This is a genomic window from Salipaludibacillus sp. CF4.18, from assembly GCF_051262595.1.
Taxonomy (GTDB): Bacteria; Bacillota; Bacilli; order Bacillales; family Salisediminibacteriaceae; genus Salipaludibacillus; species Salipaludibacillus neizhouensis.
The window spans coordinates 58,759-76,744 of record NZ_JBIMEV010000006.1; the positions used below are offsets into that span (position 1 = coordinate 58,759).

A 17,986-nucleotide genomic window follows, 5' to 3' on the forward strand; every position below is an offset into this window, starting at 1 on the left:
TAAATTCTACCCTAATTAATGATTAAACGTCTGGATACAATCTTATCATCAATGATATAAATTTGCTAAGTCGAGTAAATATTAATGTATATAGTTTAAAGGCCAAGCTCCATTCGCTTCTTCATGTTTTCACCGCATACGACATTAAATCAAAAAATACATTATATAGTATCAGAAAGAATATTAATATTGATTCTTGAAAAAACTAACAAGACTCGGTGTAAAGGAGTCGATAAGATGAACAGTAAAACGTCATTATATTTAGGAATCATTGGTGGTAGTCTTGGGTTTATCTACATTTCATATGCACTTTTTAGCGGCACGGCAGATGAAGCTGCTTACGGTGAACCCTTTGCTACAGGAATGGCCATGGCGGCCATGTCATTTAGTACCATCGCCATCGTTGCTTCTGTTCTAGTAAGGCAAAAACCAAAACTGGGTGGCTGGATTATGATCATTTCCGGAATTGCTATCCCTGTATTCATTGGACCATTTGGATTGATCCCGTTTCTCTTTATTGCATTTGGAGGTATCATTGCTGTCAGGAGTAGAAATCAACGCTAAAGTATTATCCTTCGTTGCCGTTAATTACGCGCTGGATGATTTTTGATGATTGATAAATCATACAAGCTATCACTACACTTAACACGACAAAAAAACCAAATATCATATTTGCATCAGGTAAAAACACAGTCAAAAATATCGCAATCCCACCAATAAATAAAAGAACAGAAATTGGTCGAATAACCGAATTCCAGTAGTTCGACCACAACACTGAAATCTTCTGCTTATCGCCTTTTTCAACGACAAACCGAGGAAGTGTGTTAGCGGTTGTAATCAACACCAATCCTACACAAATGGGTACAAGTTGGAGTAAGTTTATATCATACCCAAATACTTTTAAAATGACATTAATATGAATAATTAACAGAACGAACGTTAGAGCTAAAAAAATATTCTCAAACCCTTTTTTATATCGTAAATAGTATACTTTTATTTTCCTCATTTTAGGCATTACGTGTAGTTGAATATTTAATAGGAGCATCGTTAAAGGATGAATAAAAGCAATCACCCACAATAATCCAAAACTCATTCCGTTGCCTCCGTTAAAAAAAACATATGCCCCTGTGCCAAATGAGATGATCGTTAAAAACCATATTAAAAAAATTCTCATGTTTTACGCTCCTTTATTTGAAAACGCATGATCCATTTCATCATTTCCTGAAATACAGTCGTATTTAATGAATAATAAACATATTGCCCCTTTTTTTGGGAATATACCAAATCAGCATTTTTCAGTACAGCGAGATGTTGAGATATTCCTGGTTTGCTCATCTCAAAATATGCAGCTATTTCTCCAACTGTTTTATCCCCATCTAATAAAATGTCCAGCATTTTTCTTCTGTTTTCGTCTGATAATGCTTTATAGAGATTATTACTAACCAAATCCTCACCTCTACTTAATTAATTAAGTAATTACTTATTTACTGAATTATAACGTATATCCAAAATATTTCAAGTGAAATGATTCAAGATTTATAAAGTCTGCTAAAATAAAGAGACACCTTTTAATAGGAGGCTAATGATATGGCTAGGAAAAAGTTAGTAATTACTCAAAATTTAAATGAAAACTTAGTTCAAAAAGTACAAGAAGTCGTACCAGATTGGACATTGGTTATCGGCAAAAAATCATCGATTTGGAAGCCTGATCTCGAAAATGCAGAAATTATTGCAGGTTGGAAAAAGGACATGCAAGAAACATTAGAAGGCAATACAAACTTAAAGTGGTTGCAAACGTGGAGTGCCGGTGTGAACAGCCTACCGTTAGACAGCTTAAAAGATAAAGGAATCACAGTAACAAGTGCAAATGGTGTTCACTCTTTTCCTATTTCAGAAACAATCTTCGGCTTATTGCTTTCTCTAACTAGAAAAATACATACTTATGTTAGAAATCAGCAATCAAAAAAGTGGCATCATGAAAATATGGGACTGGAGTTACACGGAAAAACAATTGGTATTCTAGGTGTTGGGGCAATTGGTGGCGAAACCGCAAAGATTTCAAAAGCATTTGGTATGCATGTACTAGGAGTTAGAAATTCAATGAAAGATCATGAATACGTTGATGAAATGTTTACTTTAAAAGACTTACATGAAGTTCTTCCTCGCTGTGACTATGTAGTTATTACACTCCCCCTCACGGATTCTACCGCCGGATTAATCGGTGAAAAGGAATTTGATATGATGAAATCTACATCATTTATTATTAATATAGGACGGGGAAATATTATAGTTGAGAAGGATTTAATTCTAGCATTAAAAGAAAAACATATTTCCGGAGCCGGATTAGATGTTTTTGAGTTCGAACCTCTTCCCTCCGATAATCCTTTATGGGAAATGGAAAACGTCATTGTGACTCCACATACATCAGGTTCAACAAACGTATACGATCAACGACTTATAGAAGAAATTTTTATTCCTAACCTTCGAGATTATGTTAACAGTAGTAAACCTTCTATCAATTTAGTCGATTTTAAAAAGGGGTATTAGAATTAAGTTATTATTATAGTTCTTGAATAAAAACTATGGCAAAAGATATAACTAATCTTTTGCCATAGTTTCTAACAATTATTTATTCGAGTTATACTCCATGTACACTGTATGAGTCACAAGGAAATCATGTAAACCATGTTTTCCATCCGCGCCTCCAAGTCCTGATTGACGAACACCAGCATGATACCCTTGCACAGCTTCAAAGTTTTCCCGGTTTACAAAAGTCTCATCGAATGATAACTCATTCGCAGCTCTCATAGCTTCATGAATATTGTCAGTATAAATGGATGAGGATAGTCCATAATCAGAGTCATTTGCCATATCAATTGCATCATCAAACTCTTTATAAGTCATTATTGGTAAAACAGGGCCAAATATTTCCTCTTGAATAATTTCCATCTCTTGATTTACATTCGTTATGACAGTCGGTTCAAAGAAAAAGCCTTTTTCAACATTCGCAGGCTTACCTCCAACTTCGATATTACCACCATCTTCTTTTGCGCGAAGAACCATCTGATAAACCGATTCCATATGTTCTTTGCTAATGAGCGGTCCTATATCTGCTTTCTTATTTTCCTGAGGATTACCATAGGTTGCCTTTTTCAAAGCTGATACCATTTTTTTAGTAAATTCCTCTGCGACATCCTCATGAACATAAACTCGCTCCGCATTTGTACAAGCCTGGCCAGAATTCGTTAGTCTTGATTGTTTTATACTTTCAACAGCCACATCCAGGTTTGCATATTTCGAAACGATCGCTGGAGCCTTACCACCTAATTCTAAATTAACTTTTGTAATATTCTGAGCCGCTGCCTCCATTACCTTAACACCAGCTGGGACACTTCCAGTCATCGTGATCATACTTACCTTCTTATGAGAAGCCAATGCATTCCCAAGTGTCGATCCTTTCCCGGTGATAAAGTTGTAAACACCTTTTGGCAAATCCGTTTCATCAATAAGTTTAGTGAATTCTGCAGCCGTATTTGGTGTTTGCTGACTAGGTTTAATGACAATCGTACAGCCAGCAATAAGTGCAGTAGCTACTTTTCTAGCTAGTATAAAGACCGGGAAGTTCCAAGGAATAATTCCCCCTACTACTCCTATCGGTTTCTTGAAAATAAACAGGTTCTCATTGCTTCTGTCACTTGGTAAGATCTCGCCTTCAATCCGTCGAGCCCATTCGGACATATATTGAAAATAATCTATTGCTAAATCTAATTCTCCGTTTGCATCTTGAAAGCTTTTCCCTTGCTCTTCGATTAATAAATTGACAAACAAATCTTTTTTTTTGGCTAATTTCTCTCCCAATAGCCTAACAATTTTGCCTCTTTCAATGGACGGGGTTAATCCCCAGCTTTTTTGAGCTCGATCAGCTGCCATAACCGCCTGGTCTACGTCTTCTACCGTTCCATCATAAATGCGAGAGATTACTTCCTCCGTCGATGGATTTATTATATCAATGACTTCATTTGTTGATGATTTCGTATATTCTCCATTTATATAGAGTGGATGAACATTCATTGTATACCTCCTAATAAATGTGATGATATTAGTTTTCTTCTTCCACTTATGTTGAATGTCTAAACTAATAAGCAATTCAAAGGAGGATTATTTTATATTTTGATGCCTTATTATTATGAAAACTTGTTTGTAAGAATTACCGCTTTCTTTCTCTGATTTTGTTCAAACAACTACTTAAAAGGCTCTGTCTGAAGCCTCTACAGACCTTCCGACACAACCTTTCATGTGTAATTACTTTTTTCAGGAACAGGCAACGGTTTTCCTATTAAATACTTCGTATATTTATATTTATATAAAATACTTGCCACCATGATAGATACTACAAAAGCAACCACGGTTGAAAATATAAAATACAAAAATGGATGTAAATTTGGGATTTCAGGCAAATAAATCAAGTAAACTTTATGAGTTAAGTAAATTGTAAAAGAGTATTTGCTAATGAAAAGAATAATTCTGGGTGTTTTTTTTATTTTAGAGGTAAACATAATTATCGTAAAGATAACACCGGTTGTAAACAAGAGATAATCTACTCTTTTAGAAGACACAACATCCAAAAAATCCATCCTGACTGATACCATTATGATGACTAGCATAATAAATGTACACGAGAGAACTAATAATCGGTATTGTTGTATCTTATTTTTCACTTTGTTGAAATTTTTACCACAATAATATCCTAAAGCAAAATAAAATAACCATCCAACAAAAGGAAGCCAATATCCTCTTAGCCAAAAGTATTCTCCTAATGAAGTAGAAGGTGCATCAGAGAAATTAAAGAATGCTAAATATATCATGCTTATGATTAAGGCAACTGGAAGAATGATTTTAGGAGACCAGCGACTTAAAAAACGATGTAACAAGACATGTAAGACATAAAATTGTAGGATCACTAATACAAAATACCCTGTATAACCGCCTGCTAAATTTTTTGAAAATAATAGTAATGATTCTAGAACTGTATCACCAATGATCACTGCATATACAAATGCCATAAACGTAAACGGTAAAAGTAAAAAGTTAATTCTTTTCATAAAAAAACCTTTTGGAACTCCATTTGGATAGGCGTGTGCCAACAACAACTCAGATAGAAAAACAAAGGTAGGTGTTCCGAAAAACATGACAAACCTAATAAAAATCAGAGCATACTCTTCCCATTGCAGAATTGATGCACTGTAATGATCCAAAGTAGCATTAACTGTATGTGTTAAAACCACTGCGGTACATGCAAATGTACGTAACCAATACGCTTCATAGATAATTCGTGGTGTGGTTATATCAAACAACTCCTACAACATGCAAAGCTACCTTAAGATAACACCTTACATAAACAAAAATTTACTTTCCAAACTATGATACAAACTGAGAAATTCCTTGCCCTTCTAATATTTTTAACTTTTTTATGTCTTTTTATACTGAGTTCATAACAAAGCTGTTATTTGTGTTTTTTACTATTAAAACAAAAAAACACCCTAAGTGGGCATTTTTTTGATCGTAAACTAAATAATTTCTTCATATGCTTCGTGAGTGCTATAGGCCCTAGAATATAGATGTTCTACATCCTCATCCGTCAAAACCATTAGCTTTTCCATGGAAATAACCCTTACACTTGAAAGAAATTTTATCATGTTTTCTCGTTCTTGCCTTTGCATATCATCATCTCCGTTTCTGTTTTAATACAGTTATTTATTAATTAATTGTATTATATAACAGTTAAAGAATTAACGTCAACAGTTTTTTTATAAATTCTTTTGAACGTTGTTTTTAAAGAGATATACTACTACTGGATTTTTGTTTTACTGGATATCGAATTCGATCTTGGCGTAAGCTTGCCGCGAGCAAAGATTCAGTCTCCACACGAAATGACTGAATCTCTTCCTCTTAAGCGACATCCGCAGGGACAACCGAGAGAGCGCCTCACTTGTTAAGTAAAACTCGTACATGCGGGCACTTGAGCAGCTTTTCCCGTCTTGGGGGGGCACCGCCTTCGTTTCTTCGATTTTTTCAAACTGTTTTTTAGAATCGAAACAAAAAGAGCGAAGCCATTTAAAAAATGCCTTCGCTCTTTTTTATATCCACTATGCTAATTATGAACTCATTTCATTTACTGGTGTTTTTTGCCCTTTCATCCAGGTAATGAAGGATGAAATTCCTTCTCTAGATACGTTATGACCGGCATCAGCATCAATTTCAACTTGAATATGACTTAAGTCACTAAATTCTTCTAAAAATAATTTAACTCCTTGTATTGGAACTACACTATCCTTTTCACCATGCCAGAAAAATAGTTCCTTATCTTTTATAAGATCAGGTTTCAGTGATAAGTCAAAGTCTTTTAACTGTTTTACCCTTCCTGTCAACTCCTCTTCAGAAATAGGTAAAGACATAGAGGCCTGTTTTATATGCTGTATTTGCATTAATGCAAAATCAGTATATGCCGGGGTTCCCATCAATGAACCCGCTCTCTTAATCCAGTCGTATTGAGTCAAAGCACCTAGAGTTATAATTGCTCCCATGGATATGCCAGCCATTGAAACATCGTTTTTCTCAAATGGAAAGTAGTTATTAAGATCTACTTTAATTTTTTCGGACTCATAAATGCTCTGAATTACAATCTCCCAAAAAGATAACTCTCTTTGATTATTGGATAATCCATTTTGTCTTTCACCATGATGAACTGCATCAGGCAGAATTACTCGGAATCCTTCTTCGGCTAATAAATAAGCATATTGCAAATTATCTTCTTTCATACTTGTAAAACCATGCCAAAAAATAAGTAAAGGTTGCTGCACATCGATATTTTTCTGTTTCACTATATGTAATGAGGAAATATTTGCAAACTTTCTATTTTCTACTATGATCAATTAGGCCACCCCGTAATCATTTAATTTGTTTCCCTGTTATAACTCCTTTAATCATGCAAAAATAAATAACAAATATTCATTGCAGTTTAATATGTAATTTCATCTAGATTAAAATAATATAAAAAAACTCCACAATTGTGGAGTTTTTTCATTGCTATTACTTTTGAACGTTAGCAGCTTGTGGGCCACGTTGTCCTTCTTCGATATCGAAAGTTACTGCTTGTCCTTCTTCAAGTGATTTGAAACCTTCACCTTGAATAGCGGAGAAGTGAACAAAAACGTCGTCTTGTCCTTCAACTTCGATAAAACCAAAACCTTTTTCTGCATTAAACCATTTAACTGTTCCTTGTGCCATGAATAAATCCTCCTGCGTGGGGTTTTCCCACAATTTGTATTACTATTTTTGTTCCTCATATACACTCAAGAGAAAAATCACTTTATAAAAAGCCATTTCTTCTTACAGTCATACTACCGAACAATAACTAGCTAATTATAGTATAGCATAATGTTATAAGAAATCAAATATAAATCTCCATATATTGGAGTGAATTATTAAAGATTTCCGTAGTAATCATTTACTCAAAGAAAGATTTCTGTAAGAAATTTTCTTTGAGTACTGTGCTATATTTTGAATTTAATAGACCCCTAAAGGGATCTATTAAGTTTATTACTTCTGAACGTTAGCAGCTTGTGGGCCACGTTGTCCTTCTTCGATATCGAAAGTTACTGCTTGACCTTCTTCAAGTGATTTGAAACCTTCACCTTGAATAGCGGAAAAGTGAACAAATACGTCGTCTTGTCCTTCAACTTCGATAAAACCGAAACCTTTTTCTGCGTTAAACCATTTTACTGTTCCTTCTGTCATGGAAATTCCTCCTGTGTGGGTGTTGCCCACGTTTTATTACTATTTGAGCTCTTCATTTATTCGTTCCAGAGGAAAATCACTTTTTAAAGCTTTTCTCTTTCAGTCATATCCGAACGTCAATAAGTTAATCTTAGTGTAGCATAGCTACCAAGAAAAAGAAACCTTTTAATACATATTGTTTTAAACAGTGTATTTTAAGGCTCTTTACTAGTTATCTTTCCCCATTATCTCTAGAAATAAACTAGCAAAATAAGGATCCCATTGTGTTCCTTTTCCAGACTCAATGATATCCAGCGCTTTTGAGAAAGGCATTCCTTTCACATAAGGACGGTCTGATGTCATAGCATCAAAGGCATCCGCTACTGCAAGCACGCGTCCAAACAGAGGTATTTCATCTCCCGTAAGACCTTCCGGATAACCAAGTCCATCCATCCTTTCATGATGATATTTAACGCCTGGTAATATCGGTTTTAATTCTTCCGGAAGCAAAACCTGCTCCAGTATATTAGCTCCTATGATAGGATGCTGTTTAATCACGGTAAACTCCGCATCTGTCAATCTACTTTCTTTTAACAATATTTTGTCACGAATTCCAATTTTTCCAATGTCATGAAGTAAAGCCGATTTTTTTAATAAGTCTGTTTGCTTAGACGTGAATCTTGCCTTTTCAGCAATTTTAACAGCATAGTCAGCTACCCTCGTAGAGTGACCTGCAGTATAAGGATCCCTGGCATCCAGAGTAGCCGCTATCACTGAAAAGAAACTCGATAATAACTGATCATTTCGATCATCTCTTTCCTGTATACCTCGAATCATATGATTATATCCTGTAATAAGACTGGCGAATTCATCGGAGTATGAGTTCTCCATTTCCTCGAAATGTCCATCTCTTGCTAAATCAAAACTACTTCGCAGTGACTGAATTGGCTCTTGGATGCTTGAATAAAGTAAGACAGCCCCACATATAGACACCCCCAAAATGATGACTACGATTAAAGACGCCCAACTCCAATAATTTTCGCTTTGTGCGGAATAATTTTCTACTGCTCTGATTTGTGAAGCTAAAATAAATAAAGAAACGGGAAAAGTTGCTGTAAATAACGTACTAACCAAAAGTTTTCTGCGAATACTTAAGAAGTACTTCCCTTCAATTGTCAGCGATTCTCCAATTGTACGTCTTGCCAAACCTTCAATCTTTTGAGCCATCTTCTGACACATATTATATGTAAGGAAAAACTCAATGAGAGCGTGCATAACTGCAATAAGAATAGCTCCAGCCCAAGCTAAACCTATATAATAATAATCTAAATTAATCAGATCAGTATATATGAATAAATAGGTCATCACTGAAGCCGGAATGGATAGACCTAACAAATGCGGCCCTAAAATTCTTTTCACAGTTAGCATTGGAAACCGATGTGTCGTAACGTATGCATGATCAAAATCTTTCTTTTGAGGGTTTTCTAATTTGAAAAATTCCCTTAATGGCTTAATATGCTTTCGATAAAGGGCAAACTCCCCAACAATCATAATAATTCCCGAAACTGCCATTATAAAAAGTAAATATCTAATCTCGAGAGATGATAAATCCAAGGTATGGAATATAAAAACACTTCCTACACCGAACACTGCTATGATAGATCCAATTATATAATTAAAAAACAATTTTTTCTGGAAATTCTGGAATTCTCTCAACGGATATCCTCCAACGTTAAACGACCTAAAATTTTATGAATGCGAGAATGAACAAATTAGTACCGGTTTTAAAACTGATATTTTTTTGCTACCTTATATTTTCTTTCTTTTTTCAATCTCTTCGGTAACCACAAATGCTAAATCGTCATTACCAAACATTTCAAGAACTCCTAATAACGTATCGTCGTGTATTTCCCCAGCCTCCTCCTTCGAGACAGTTAAATCAATACCTTGCTGAAGAGACGGATTGTTTACTTGTTCAGGATAAGCTTTTGTATATAAATCCATCGGCTCCAGATCATGGTTTACGCACCACTGAGCAAACACAAGTATCATCATTTGTTCTTCTTTCCGATAGTTTTGTATAATTTGGTCTTCTATTTCCTTTTTATCCATTTTATCCATTGGTTTCATATCCTCCATATGTTTTTATTGTCATTACTACCTATTATAACGTCTTCCTAAAATCCTACAATCATTTGCTGTTTGTTTCGATAGTAATTTTAAATAAACATGGAGGCAACCAGCACCAGTAATCATCTATATAGAGGCGTTATCTAGTTTTTCAAAAGCAATTTATGATACACTCATGCTGGAATAGTGGTCTATATTACAATACATGTCAGGAGTGTTTACCATGATAAATAAAAGCTCCCCCATACCAATTTATCATCAACTGGAAGAAAGAATAAAAACAGAAATAGAGGAAGGATCCCTTAAATCAGGTGATCTCCTTCCATCAGAACGTGAATATGCAGAAACTTTTAAAATAAGCAGAATGACGGTCCGACAGGCTATTTCAAACCTGGTTAGCAATGGATATGTATATCGTAAAAAAGGTACCGGAACATTCGTATCCCAGAAAAAATTCGAACAGATTCTTCCCGGTTTAACGAGTTTTACAGAAGATATGAAACGAAGAGGAATGGTACCAAGTAATGAGCTCGTCGAATTCTCTATACTTCCTGCATCAGAAGAGGTCGCACATGCTTTAGATATTAAAAACAGTGAATCCGTGTATAAAATTGAGCGCATTCGATTAGCGGATAACTTCCCAATTGCACTTGAAACAACATTTGTCTCGAAACACAGAATTGAAGGAATAACTGAAGAGATCGCACACACATCACTGTATGAATACTTTGAATCAACGCTGAACCTAAACATTGATCATGCAACACAATTAATTGAGTCTTCCATTATAAACTCCGAGGAAAAAAAGTTATTGCATATGAAAACCGGAGATCCCGTTCTCCTCATTCAACGAACAACTTATTTAGATGACGGTACACCACTAGAATTTGTTAAATCCGTCTATCGAGCTGATCGTTACCGCTTTATGATTGATATGAAACGATAGCGTGATGTCAAAAGGGCATGGAAAAAGTGAAACTCAACTTTTTCCATGCCCTTGCTAAAAATAGTCTTTAGTTATATCGACTGATCAAACATTTCACCTTTACCAACAAACTTATTTTCATGCTGTTTGGCAATCATAAGTAATCTCTCTTTAGATTCATTTCGTTCAAAATATTTCCCTTGCTTCGAGTGTTGCTTCAGGGCTTCAAAAAATTCCACCCGCTCCGCAGGGTCTGGTCCCTTTATTAAAGGTGAGGGGTAAGACTGCCGACTGCCGTAAATCATTGTCTGTTCATCTCTTAATGGAGGAATATAACCCATTGAGATCACCTCTTTCTATATTAACCTATACCCCTCATCCTTATTTATAATCCTATTTATTAATCTCTTTTTAATTTCTTTCCACAGCCACAAGATGGCTTTTTTTTCTTTACCTTTAAAGGCCGCGTTCTAAGCTTCCCGTTATCTTTCTTCTTACTTGATGTTGTTTTCGTTCTGCTAATTATTGTTCTAACCATTTCCTTCACTCACTCCTTTATCTCTAAGTTATGATGGAACGAGATAATGAGTGAAGTACTCGGTTTTAGTTCTTCTTCTTTGCTGAATTTTTGCTTTCTTCTTCTCGAAAAGATGCTTGATAGGATTGAAAAAATTGATCGTACTTTTTTGCCAAAGGAACGACCTCAGATTCTTCGTTATCTTCTGTAGCTATTTCTGTTTTTGCAACTTGATTTTCTTCTTCGTCACCTTTAGGATCTCTTTTCTCTGAGCTATTCATTTCTTCTTTCAATCGATTTAATTCCGATTGAGTGCTATGCAGGTGTTCTTTCATTTTTTCTAAAAGTTTATCTTTTTCAGTTAATTGTTTTCTGCACGTTTGCTTCTCTTGAAACAAAGCACGATTGCTTTTTTCTAACGTCTCATTCTTTGCCAGGGCATTATCGTATTTCTCCTCTAACGCTTTCATCATATTCACTTGGTAATTGTTTTCGAGTTTCTCGACTTTCTTCATATACTTTACTAGCTCCGACTTGAAATATATTATTTGTTGCTGCAGTTGAACTTTATCTGATTGACCGGCATTACTTTTATCCATATAAATCCCTCCTAGGTATTGATCCTATTCTCGTTCATATGTATATGTTCATTTGTCTCATAACTTTCCTATAAGAAGATTGCGCCCTATTCCTGCACAAATTTACGCCTAATTCATAAACTGAAGTAGTCACTTGAATAAATACTAAGAAAGAAAGGATGTTTCTCCATATGGAAAAATTTGCGCCTCTATGTATTAGAGCAGATAAATTGTTTGACTGGGTTACGCGTAGAATCGAAAAGACTTTTGACTTTGATCAAGATGATATTAACTTTTTCGATGGCAGAAAATCAGAAATTAATCCGTGCGAGTTCTTTGATGATCCCGATGATGTGGAGGTAGATATTAAGAATGTTGATATTGAGTGTGATCAAGTAGGTTCTAGACAAGATGTATATCTTCCCGAATTAGAATTGGAACTTCAAGAAGTACGCATTAAGAAGCAAGGAACATTTCAAGTAGTCCTTGCAGGAGAACACAAAGGGAAAGAACGAACTCTTACTTCTAGTCCTGTGAACGTCTGCTTCTTCGAACGCTTTATTTTATGCGCTCCTGAATCGACGGAAATCTCTTGTGAAGTATATGATGCCGGAGGAAGCGGCGCATTACTATGTGTAGATAATGATAATGGTGACTTTGAATTATCTCTCTCTCTTTTGATTTGTCAATCCGTTCAAGTATCAGCAGATGTCATCATGGAAGTTGAAGGAAAAATATGCCGACCTAGAAATGATATTGTTTTACCGGTTGATCACGTATGTGATGAAATTCCATTTCCAAAGCAATGTCCTCAAATATTCCCAGCAGAGTCTAAATAAGAAAAACGGCATAGCCGTCTTTTATCCAAGGATGTTTCATAAGGTCTTCCATAACCTTATGAAACATCCTCTTTTTTACTTCTTCTTTCCAATCTAGTTGCATACGTATCATTAATTATTAAAACTAGGAGGGAAGTTTATATCATGGAAGAAGATCCTCTTTTCACTATAAATAATACTAGGTTTACATCCATTCAGTTAAAACAGCATCTTCTCTATTACCGTTCTGAAATGCAAAAGTATAAAAGTCGTATAAAAAAGCTAGAACGGCGTCTGGACAAAGAAAAGTTAGAAGAAGATTTAAAAATAGAAGAGGAACAGGCAAAGAAACCACAAGGATCTGAGATAAGTGCCCATGCCTTTTTATCCTATACGCTTTTTCTTCCCAAGGACGCAAAAGAAAGCGATCCTACTATTCACGCCATTGGGCATTATCACTTTAAAAACACTGGTACGGTGACTCTAGTAGATCCATTTATTTGTTTTAAGGTCTCTCCCTCCACTAACGTACAATTAGGAGGGAAAATAGATTATAAAAAAGATGATACTAGTTTTTCAAATATGCTTGCGCCTCTTGAAAAGTGGCAGTATATTCAAGAAAATTGGAAGGATGTTGTAGCAGATAAAGGCGAACATTGGCTCAAACCGATGCACGTAAAGAAAATTGAACCTGGGGAGACTGCAAGCTTTCAACAATTTGACTTTACTTTCTCTCCACAAGAAGATCATTCCCGTTACGTCGTTGACGCATTTTTCTATGCAGTTCAAATACCTCATGGAATCAAATCCGACACATCCATCTCATTCTATTACAAATAACCTAAAAGCACCTCTTGTTAATGTTTCATGAAAAGGTCCTCTTTTAAGAGGTAAGTTGATAGCTCTCCTTACGCCACACATATCAAGGGTCCTCCCCTTTTTTCCCGAGTACACCTACACGTATTTCAAAGGTGCTACTCGGAATGGCGAAAATTCACGTTGCATTTTTCTAATTTATAAAAATAAATTAAAAATAAGTAACATAAATTTCATCTATCACTGCTGCAATAGCAGCTATAGACAAGGTAAATGCTAAAATAATCGTTATCTCCGGAAAGATCCAATACATCCCAGTGAAAACAAAAGAGACCCATATGGATAAACACCAATGGCATATAAATAACTGACCAAGAAATTTTTGAACTCCTCTCCCTTTTGCTAAGATAAGCCATTCCAATTCGCCACTTTCTTCATTTACTACTTCTTTTTCTTCAAGAAATTTCCCACGAAACCTTTCTGTGATTTTGTCATAAATAACTAAATGAGTTATCCGGAAAACCGCTAACCCTAATAAAACTAAATGAAGCCAAGATATCTCCATGATTTATTACTCCTTTCTCTTACTCTTTACAATATGTTCAGACTGAGAAAGGATTTCATAAAATACCTACATTGAAAGAAATAGATGAAATGGTTATGAACAGTATCAGCTTCCGTCAACTGAATCCATTCAAAATGATCTCTCCATCTCACTTTGGATAAACTAGGGCGGATCCCCCCACTCTGTCCGAAAGGATACAGCAATCTCTAAACTTAACATTTTATAAATTATGGGCTCAAAAAAAGTCCCCACGAATTGTAAAAACAATTCGTGGGGACTTTCTGTACTTCAGAATTTACTAACATTCTTACATAAGACCTGTTACATGATAGCCGCTATCTACATGCAGCATCTCTCCTGTTATTCCTTTAGACAAGTCGCTCATTAAGAATAACGCAGTATCACCGACTTCTTCTGTCGTCACCGTCCGTTTTAGAGGGGACTTCGCTTCTATTTCTTTTAATACTTCATTAAATCCGCCAATACCTTTTGCTGACAGTGTACGAATAGGTCCTGCTGAAATAGAATTCACTCTAATATTTTCCTTTCCGAGATCATTTGCTAAATATTTTACACTTGCATCGAGGCTTGCCTTTGCAACACCCATTACATTGTAGTTCTTCACGACACGTTCTCCACCTAAATAAGTGAGGGTAACAATACTTCCGCCTTCAACCATTAACGGTCGAGCTGCTTTCGTTACGGCTGTCAAAGAATAGGCACTTATGTTTTGGGACAACAAAAATCCTTCTCTTGTCGTATTTAAATATTCTCCATCAAGTTCCTCTTTATTCGCAAAGGCTATACAGTGAGCGATACCATGAATCGTACCAATCTTACCTTTAATATCAGTAAATGTCTTTTCAATCTCTTCATCACTTGTAATATCACAAGGTAATACGAGATGATCATGTCCGTTATCTATTGTATTAGCCAAATCGCGAACATTTTTCTCAAGTCGTTCACCTGCGTATGTAAACACCAGTTTTGCTCCTGCTTTTGCTAAAGATTGGGCAATCCCCCATGCAATACTTCTTTTATTGGCTACTCCCATAACTATATAGGTTCGTTGACTTAAATCAATTTTCATTCTTTTTCCTCCTCAGGGCATATACTAGTTATTAGTACTTGGTCATAATTTTACTCGCAATCCCTGTCCTAGTCAATGTCACATTAGGTTAATAATCAATAACCTGTAAGAAAAACTGCATTGCAGTCTTTGAAAAACCTAAGTCTTTTAAGATTAATTTGTAACTTTATTATCACGAAAGGCTGTTTAGAAGAATGGCCGCTCGCTTTCCGTGGATGATCCGCGAGGCTCCTCGAGCAGTTTACAGATCCGTTGAAATTTGTTTTTCAACTAATAATTTGAGATTATAGATCTATAAAAGTCTGCTGGGAGGTACTAATGGAAAAATATGATGTAATTGGTGACATACACGGGTGTTTCAAAGAAATGGAAGAGCTTCTTCAAGAGCTTGGTTATTCTGTTTCAGAAAAATCCATCGCTCACCCGGATTCTAGAATTCCTGTGTTTTTAGGTGATTTAACTGACCGAGGTCCTGCTTCCGTTAAAGTTTTAACTCAAGTGTGTAACTGGATTTTAGCTGGCCACGCTTTATATTGCCCTGGAAACCATTGTGACAAATTGTATCGGTATTTCCAAGGCAGAAATGTTCAACTTAAAAATGGTTTAGAAACAACCGTTACTGAACTAGAGCAGTTACCATTAAAAAACAGAAAAGCTATTTCCAATCAATTTAAAAAAGTATATGAACAGTCGCCTTTATATTTAGTTCTTGATCAAGGCAGCTTAGTTGTAGCCCATGCTGGTATTCGCCCTGATATGATCGGCGAAAAGAATAAACGCGTAAAAACATTTGTATTATATGGTGATATAACAGGAGAGACGCTTCCTGATGGGAGACCCGTTCGAAGAGACTGGGCATCAAACTATCCGAGCAATTCACATATTATTTATGGCCACACTCCCGTTAAAACTGCTAGAAAAGTCGGTAAAACTTTTAATATTGATACAGGGTGTGTATTTGGAGGGTCGCTAACAGCCTTTCGATGGCCCGAATTAACGATCGTTTCCGTTGATTCTCATCAACCATACGCAAGTGAAAGGTTTCATTTATATAATTAAATGAAACCTTTCACATTCAAAATATAGGAAAGTCTAAAGGAAGTTTAGCTTTAAAAATCATCTTTTCCTGAGTGACCGGGTGCTTAAATGATAGTTCAGAGGAATGTAGTGCGTGTCGGGACATTTTTTCTTTTGTCCCTCCATATAATGTATCCCCTTCAAGTGGATGACCAAGCCAAGCCATATGTACCCGAATTTGGTGAGTCCTGCCCGTATCCAATTTAACTTTCACAAGTGTCGAGTCTTTGTCAGTTGCTAAGCATTCATAGTGAGTCCGCGCATATTTTCCTTTCTCATTAACTTCTCGTTCAATAATACTTGATTCTTTCCTTGCAATAGGCGCAATAATTGTACCGAAACGCCATCGCATGGATTTATTAACGATAGCTAAATAAGTTCGGCTGACAGGTGTTTCTTTTTGTTTACGAAATAACCCTTGTGCCAACCGATGTTTTGCTATGAGTAATAATCCAGATGTATCACGATCCAGCCTGTTTAGAGGATGAAAGGTAGATTTCCAGCCAATTTCTTGATAATAATGAAGCACAGCACCAGCAAGTGAAGGCTCCGTATTATCCCTAGTAGGAATTGTAACGAGTGAGGCTGGTTTATCAACAATCATAATGTGGTCGTCTTCAAAAATAATCGACAAAGGGATCTTCACAGGTACTATGTTCTTACTCACTTGTTCAGCGGGAAGAATGATGAGAACATTATCCTCTGCTTTTAACACATACCGTACCGTTTCGATTTTATTATTTACTACTATTTGTCCACCACTAAATTTAACATCAGCGAGCATTTTTCTCGAAATCCCTTGACTATTCCGAAGAAATTCTTTCAGTGTCATACCTTCTAATTCCTCAGCAATCTTCCATGATAGTTTCATTTTAAGCAACTTTTCATTCTGCTATAAATGATTCTTTCACTCGTTTCCAGAAAGGAAAAGGACGAAACCTCGCAAAACGAACTGTTTCTTCCGCGACACGGCACTGGATAGACTTCACCTTTTTTTGAACAAGTGTGCGATGATCGATGGTTACTTGAAAGTCAACATCACTTTTTGGCTTTAATATGCACGTATGGTGCTGCGGCAGAACAAGTGGAGAACCTACTGTTCTGTAGACACGATTGTTAATAGAAGCCATTTCAGCTAATTGAAGACATGATAGCGATGGATGCAAAATCGCACCTCCCAACGCTTTATTGTAGGCAGTACTCCCAGAAGGAGTAGATATACAAAGTCCGTCCCCACGGAATGTTTCAAATAAGTCCCCTTTAATCTCAATATCCATGACCAGTGAACCGACCATACTTTTAACAGTACACTCATTTAAAGCCATAAACCGTTCAGGCTCTTGATCACCGTGATGTCGCACAATCACTTCTAAAATAGGATATTCAACGATCTTATAGGGAGTCTTCGCTATATGAATGACTAATTTTTCGACCTCCTCTGGTTTCCAGTCTGCATAAAAACCTAAATGGCCCGTATGAACACCGACAAAGGCAGTTTCCGAAAGTCTGTTATTGTATTCATGAAATGCTTCTAGAAGCGTGCCATCTCCACCAACAGAGATAACAATATCTGGCTCAGATTTATCCATTTCTAATTCAAATTCCTGAAGGTAATTTTTAATTTTTTGTGTAAGAATATTGGAATTATTATCTCCTCTGGAACGAACATTAAACTTCATATTATGATCTCCCTT

The 17,986-nt window shown here is 35.9% G+C and carries 22 protein-coding genes; 6 read left to right on the top strand and 16 right to left on the bottom strand.

The window, feature by feature from the left end; translation table 11 throughout:
* Positions 1 to 237 precede the first annotated feature (237 nt).
* Entirely contained in the window at positions 238 to 564 is a 327-nt protein-coding gene (locus tag ACHABW_RS06155; RefSeq protein ID WP_435754521.1) for a hypothetical protein, read from the top strand.
* 4 nt (positions 565 to 568) lie between these two features.
* On the opposite strand, the gene ACHABW_RS06160 is transcribed toward ACHABW_RS06155, so the two are convergent.
* Positions 569 to 1,174: a hypothetical protein gene (locus ACHABW_RS06160; RefSeq protein WP_110935134.1), complete on the bottom strand. Its 606-nt coding sequence runs from the start codon at positions 1,172 to 1,174 to the stop codon at positions 569 to 571.
* Entirely contained in the window at positions 1,171 to 1,446 is a 276-nt protein-coding gene (locus ACHABW_RS06165) for an autorepressor SdpR family transcription factor (protein ID WP_435754522.1), read from the bottom strand. Before ACHABW_RS06165 ends, ACHABW_RS06160 begins: the two co-directional genes overlap by 4 nt.
* A gap of 141 nt (positions 1,447 to 1,587) precedes the next feature.
* On the opposite strand from ACHABW_RS06165, the gene ACHABW_RS06170 reads away from it, so the two are divergent.
* Positions 1,588 to 2,547: a D-2-hydroxyacid dehydrogenase gene (locus ACHABW_RS06170; protein WP_435754523.1), complete on the top strand. Its 960-nt coding sequence runs from the start codon at positions 1,588 to 1,590 to the stop codon at positions 2,545 to 2,547.
* A gap of 78 nt (positions 2,548 to 2,625) precedes the next feature.
* On the opposite strand, the gene aldA is transcribed toward ACHABW_RS06170, so the two are convergent.
* The 8 genes from aldA to ACHABW_RS06210 form a co-directional block, all read right to left on the bottom strand.
* Positions 2,626 to 4,071, bottom strand: a complete 1,446-nt coding sequence (aldA, locus tag ACHABW_RS06175) for an aldehyde dehydrogenase (RefSeq protein ID WP_435754524.1) — start codon at positions 4,069 to 4,071, stop codon at positions 2,626 to 2,628.
* A gap of 221 nt (positions 4,072 to 4,292) precedes the next feature.
* Positions 4,293 to 5,354 carry an acyltransferase family protein gene (locus ACHABW_RS06180; RefSeq protein ID WP_435754525.1) on the bottom strand — a complete coding sequence of 354 codons (1,062 nt, stop codon included), beginning with the start codon at positions 5,352 to 5,354 and terminating at the stop codon, positions 4,293 to 4,295.
* 213 nt (positions 5,355 to 5,567) lie between these two features.
* Positions 5,568 to 5,720 carry a BH0509 family protein gene (locus ACHABW_RS06185; RefSeq protein WP_435754526.1) on the bottom strand — a complete coding sequence of 51 codons (153 nt, stop codon included), beginning with the start codon at positions 5,718 to 5,720 and terminating at the stop codon, positions 5,568 to 5,570.
* Positions 5,721 to 6,155: 435 nt separating this feature from the next.
* Positions 6,156 to 6,932, bottom strand: a complete 777-nt coding sequence (locus ACHABW_RS06190; protein WP_435754527.1) for an esterase — start codon at positions 6,930 to 6,932, stop codon at positions 6,156 to 6,158.
* Positions 6,933 to 7,089: 157 nt separating this feature from the next.
* A complete protein-coding gene (locus ACHABW_RS06195) occupies positions 7,090 to 7,287 on the bottom strand; it encodes a cold-shock protein (protein WP_110935128.1) in 198 nt (65 codons plus the stop codon).
* A 312-nt stretch (positions 7,288 to 7,599) separates the two neighbouring features.
* Positions 7,600 to 7,797 carry a cold-shock protein gene (locus ACHABW_RS06200; RefSeq protein WP_110935127.1) on the bottom strand — a complete coding sequence of 66 codons (198 nt, stop codon included), beginning with the start codon at positions 7,795 to 7,797 and terminating at the stop codon, positions 7,600 to 7,602.
* A gap of 207 nt (positions 7,798 to 8,004) precedes the next feature.
* Complete coding sequence (locus ACHABW_RS06205; RefSeq protein WP_435754528.1) at positions 8,005 to 9,492, bottom strand: HD-GYP domain-containing protein; 1,488 nt, start codon at positions 9,490 to 9,492, stop codon at positions 8,005 to 8,007.
* Between the two features lie 93 nt (positions 9,493 to 9,585).
* Positions 9,586 to 9,888 carry a hypothetical protein gene (locus ACHABW_RS06210; protein WP_110937567.1) on the bottom strand — a complete coding sequence of 101 codons (303 nt, stop codon included), beginning with the start codon at positions 9,886 to 9,888 and terminating at the stop codon, positions 9,586 to 9,588.
* 241 nt (positions 9,889 to 10,129) lie between these two features.
* Here ACHABW_RS06210 and ACHABW_RS06215 point away from each other — a divergent pair, with 241 nt between their 5' ends.
* Positions 10,130 to 10,852, top strand: a complete 723-nt coding sequence (locus ACHABW_RS06215; protein WP_435754529.1) for a GntR family transcriptional regulator — start codon at positions 10,130 to 10,132, stop codon at positions 10,850 to 10,852.
* 71 nt (positions 10,853 to 10,923) lie between these two features.
* On the opposite strand, the gene ACHABW_RS06220 is transcribed toward ACHABW_RS06215, so the two are convergent.
* Both ACHABW_RS06220 and ACHABW_RS06225 read right to left on the bottom strand, forming a co-directional pair.
* Positions 10,924 to 11,172 (bottom strand): hypothetical protein, encoded by a 249-nt coding sequence (locus ACHABW_RS06220; protein ID WP_435754530.1) that lies wholly within the window; start codon positions 11,170 to 11,172, stop codon positions 10,924 to 10,926.
* 262 nt (positions 11,173 to 11,434) lie between these two features.
* Positions 11,435 to 11,947 (bottom strand): hypothetical protein, encoded by a 513-nt coding sequence (locus ACHABW_RS06225; RefSeq protein ID WP_435754531.1) that lies wholly within the window; start codon positions 11,945 to 11,947, stop codon positions 11,435 to 11,437.
* Between the two features lie 170 nt (positions 11,948 to 12,117).
* Between ACHABW_RS06225 and ACHABW_RS06230 the strand changes: the two genes are divergently transcribed.
* Together ACHABW_RS06230 and ACHABW_RS06235 are read left to right on the top strand one after the other, a co-directional pair.
* Complete coding sequence (locus ACHABW_RS06230; protein ID WP_435754532.1) at positions 12,118 to 12,765, top strand: hypothetical protein; 648 nt, start codon at positions 12,118 to 12,120, stop codon at positions 12,763 to 12,765.
* A 144-nt stretch (positions 12,766 to 12,909) separates the two neighbouring features.
* Entirely contained in the window at positions 12,910 to 13,584 is a 675-nt protein-coding gene (locus ACHABW_RS06235) for a hypothetical protein (protein WP_435754533.1), read from the top strand.
* Between the two features lie 187 nt (positions 13,585 to 13,771).
* Here the strand turns inward: ACHABW_RS06235 and ACHABW_RS06240 are convergent, their stop codons facing one another.
* Entirely contained in the window at positions 13,772 to 14,125 is a 354-nt protein-coding gene (locus ACHABW_RS06240) for a DUF1360 domain-containing protein (RefSeq protein WP_435754534.1), read from the bottom strand.
* 307 nt (positions 14,126 to 14,432) lie between these two features.
* The gene (fabI, locus tag ACHABW_RS06245; RefSeq protein ID WP_435754535.1) at positions 14,433 to 15,215 is read right to left on the bottom strand and encodes an enoyl-ACP reductase FabI; all 783 of its coding nucleotides are present in this window, start codon (positions 15,213 to 15,215) and stop codon (positions 14,433 to 14,435) included.
* Between the two features lie 318 nt (positions 15,216 to 15,533).
* Here fabI and prpE point away from each other — a divergent pair, with 318 nt between their 5' ends.
* Positions 15,534 to 16,274: a bis(5'-nucleosyl)-tetraphosphatase PrpE gene (gene prpE, locus ACHABW_RS06250; RefSeq protein WP_435754536.1), complete on the top strand. Its 741-nt coding sequence runs from the start codon at positions 15,534 to 15,536 to the stop codon at positions 16,272 to 16,274.
* 16 nt (positions 16,275 to 16,290) lie between these two features.
* Here prpE and ACHABW_RS06255 read toward each other — a convergent pair whose 3' ends face one another.
* Positions 16,291 to 17,163 (bottom strand): RluA family pseudouridine synthase, encoded by an 873-nt coding sequence (locus ACHABW_RS06255; protein WP_435754537.1) that lies wholly within the window; start codon positions 17,161 to 17,163, stop codon positions 16,291 to 16,293.
* Positions 17,164 to 17,176: 13 nt separating this feature from the next.
* Positions 17,177 to 17,971, bottom strand: a complete 795-nt coding sequence (locus ACHABW_RS06260; protein WP_110935116.1) for an NAD kinase — start codon at positions 17,969 to 17,971, stop codon at positions 17,177 to 17,179.
* Positions 17,972 to 17,986: the final 15 nt, after the last annotated feature.

Bases quoted from the DNA above. Each gene is read 5' to 3' on its own strand.
- ACHABW_RS06155 (WP_435754521.1), top strand. From the start codon at position 238: ATGAACAGTAAAACGTCATTATATTTAGGAATCATTGGTGGTAGTCTT.
- ACHABW_RS06160 (WP_110935134.1), bottom strand. From the start codon at position 1,174: ATGAGAATTTTTTTAATATGGTTTTTAACGATCATCTCATTTGGCACA.
- ACHABW_RS06170 (WP_435754523.1), top strand. From the start codon at position 1,588: ATGGCTAGGAAAAAGTTAGTAATTACTCAAAATTTAAATGAAAACTTA.
- aldA (WP_435754524.1), bottom strand. From the start codon at position 4,071: ATGAATGTTCATCCACTCTATATAAATGGAGAATATACGAAATCATCA.
- ACHABW_RS06185 (WP_435754526.1), bottom strand. From the start codon at position 5,720: ATGCAAAGGCAAGAACGAGAAAACATGATAAAATTTCTTTCAAGTGTA.
- ACHABW_RS06195 (WP_110935128.1), bottom strand. From the start codon at position 7,287: ATGGCACAAGGAACAGTTAAATGGTTTAATGCAGAAAAAGGTTTTGGT.
- ACHABW_RS06200 (WP_110935127.1), bottom strand. From the start codon at position 7,797: ATGACAGAAGGAACAGTAAAATGGTTTAACGCAGAAAAAGGTTTCGGT.
- ACHABW_RS06210 (WP_110937567.1), bottom strand. From the start codon at position 9,888: ATGGATAAAAAGGAAATAGAAGACCAAATTATACAAAACTATCGGAAA.
- ACHABW_RS06215 (WP_435754529.1), top strand. From the start codon at position 10,130: ATGATAAATAAAAGCTCCCCCATACCAATTTATCATCAACTGGAAGAA.
- ACHABW_RS06220 (WP_435754530.1), bottom strand. From the start codon at position 11,172: ATGGGTTATATTCCTCCATTAAGAGATGAACAGACAATGATTTACGGC.
- ACHABW_RS06225 (WP_435754531.1), bottom strand. From the start codon at position 11,947: ATGGATAAAAGTAATGCCGGTCAATCAGATAAAGTTCAACTGCAGCAA.
- ACHABW_RS06230 (WP_435754532.1), top strand. From the start codon at position 12,118: ATGGAAAAATTTGCGCCTCTATGTATTAGAGCAGATAAATTGTTTGAC.
- ACHABW_RS06235 (WP_435754533.1), top strand. From the start codon at position 12,910: ATGGAAGAAGATCCTCTTTTCACTATAAATAATACTAGGTTTACATCC.
- ACHABW_RS06240 (WP_435754534.1), bottom strand. From the start codon at position 14,125: ATGGAGATATCTTGGCTTCATTTAGTTTTATTAGGGTTAGCGGTTTTC.
- fabI (WP_435754535.1), bottom strand. From the start codon at position 15,215: ATGAAAATTGATTTAAGTCAACGAACCTATATAGTTATGGGAGTAGCC.
- prpE (WP_435754536.1), top strand. From the start codon at position 15,534: ATGGAAAAATATGATGTAATTGGTGACATACACGGGTGTTTCAAAGAA.
- ACHABW_RS06255 (WP_435754537.1), bottom strand. From the start codon at position 17,163: ATGAAACTATCATGGAAGATTGCTGAGGAATTAGAAGGTATGACACTG.
- ACHABW_RS06260 (WP_110935116.1), bottom strand. From the start codon at position 17,971: ATGAAGTTTAATGTTCGTTCCAGAGGAGATAATAATTCCAATATTCTT.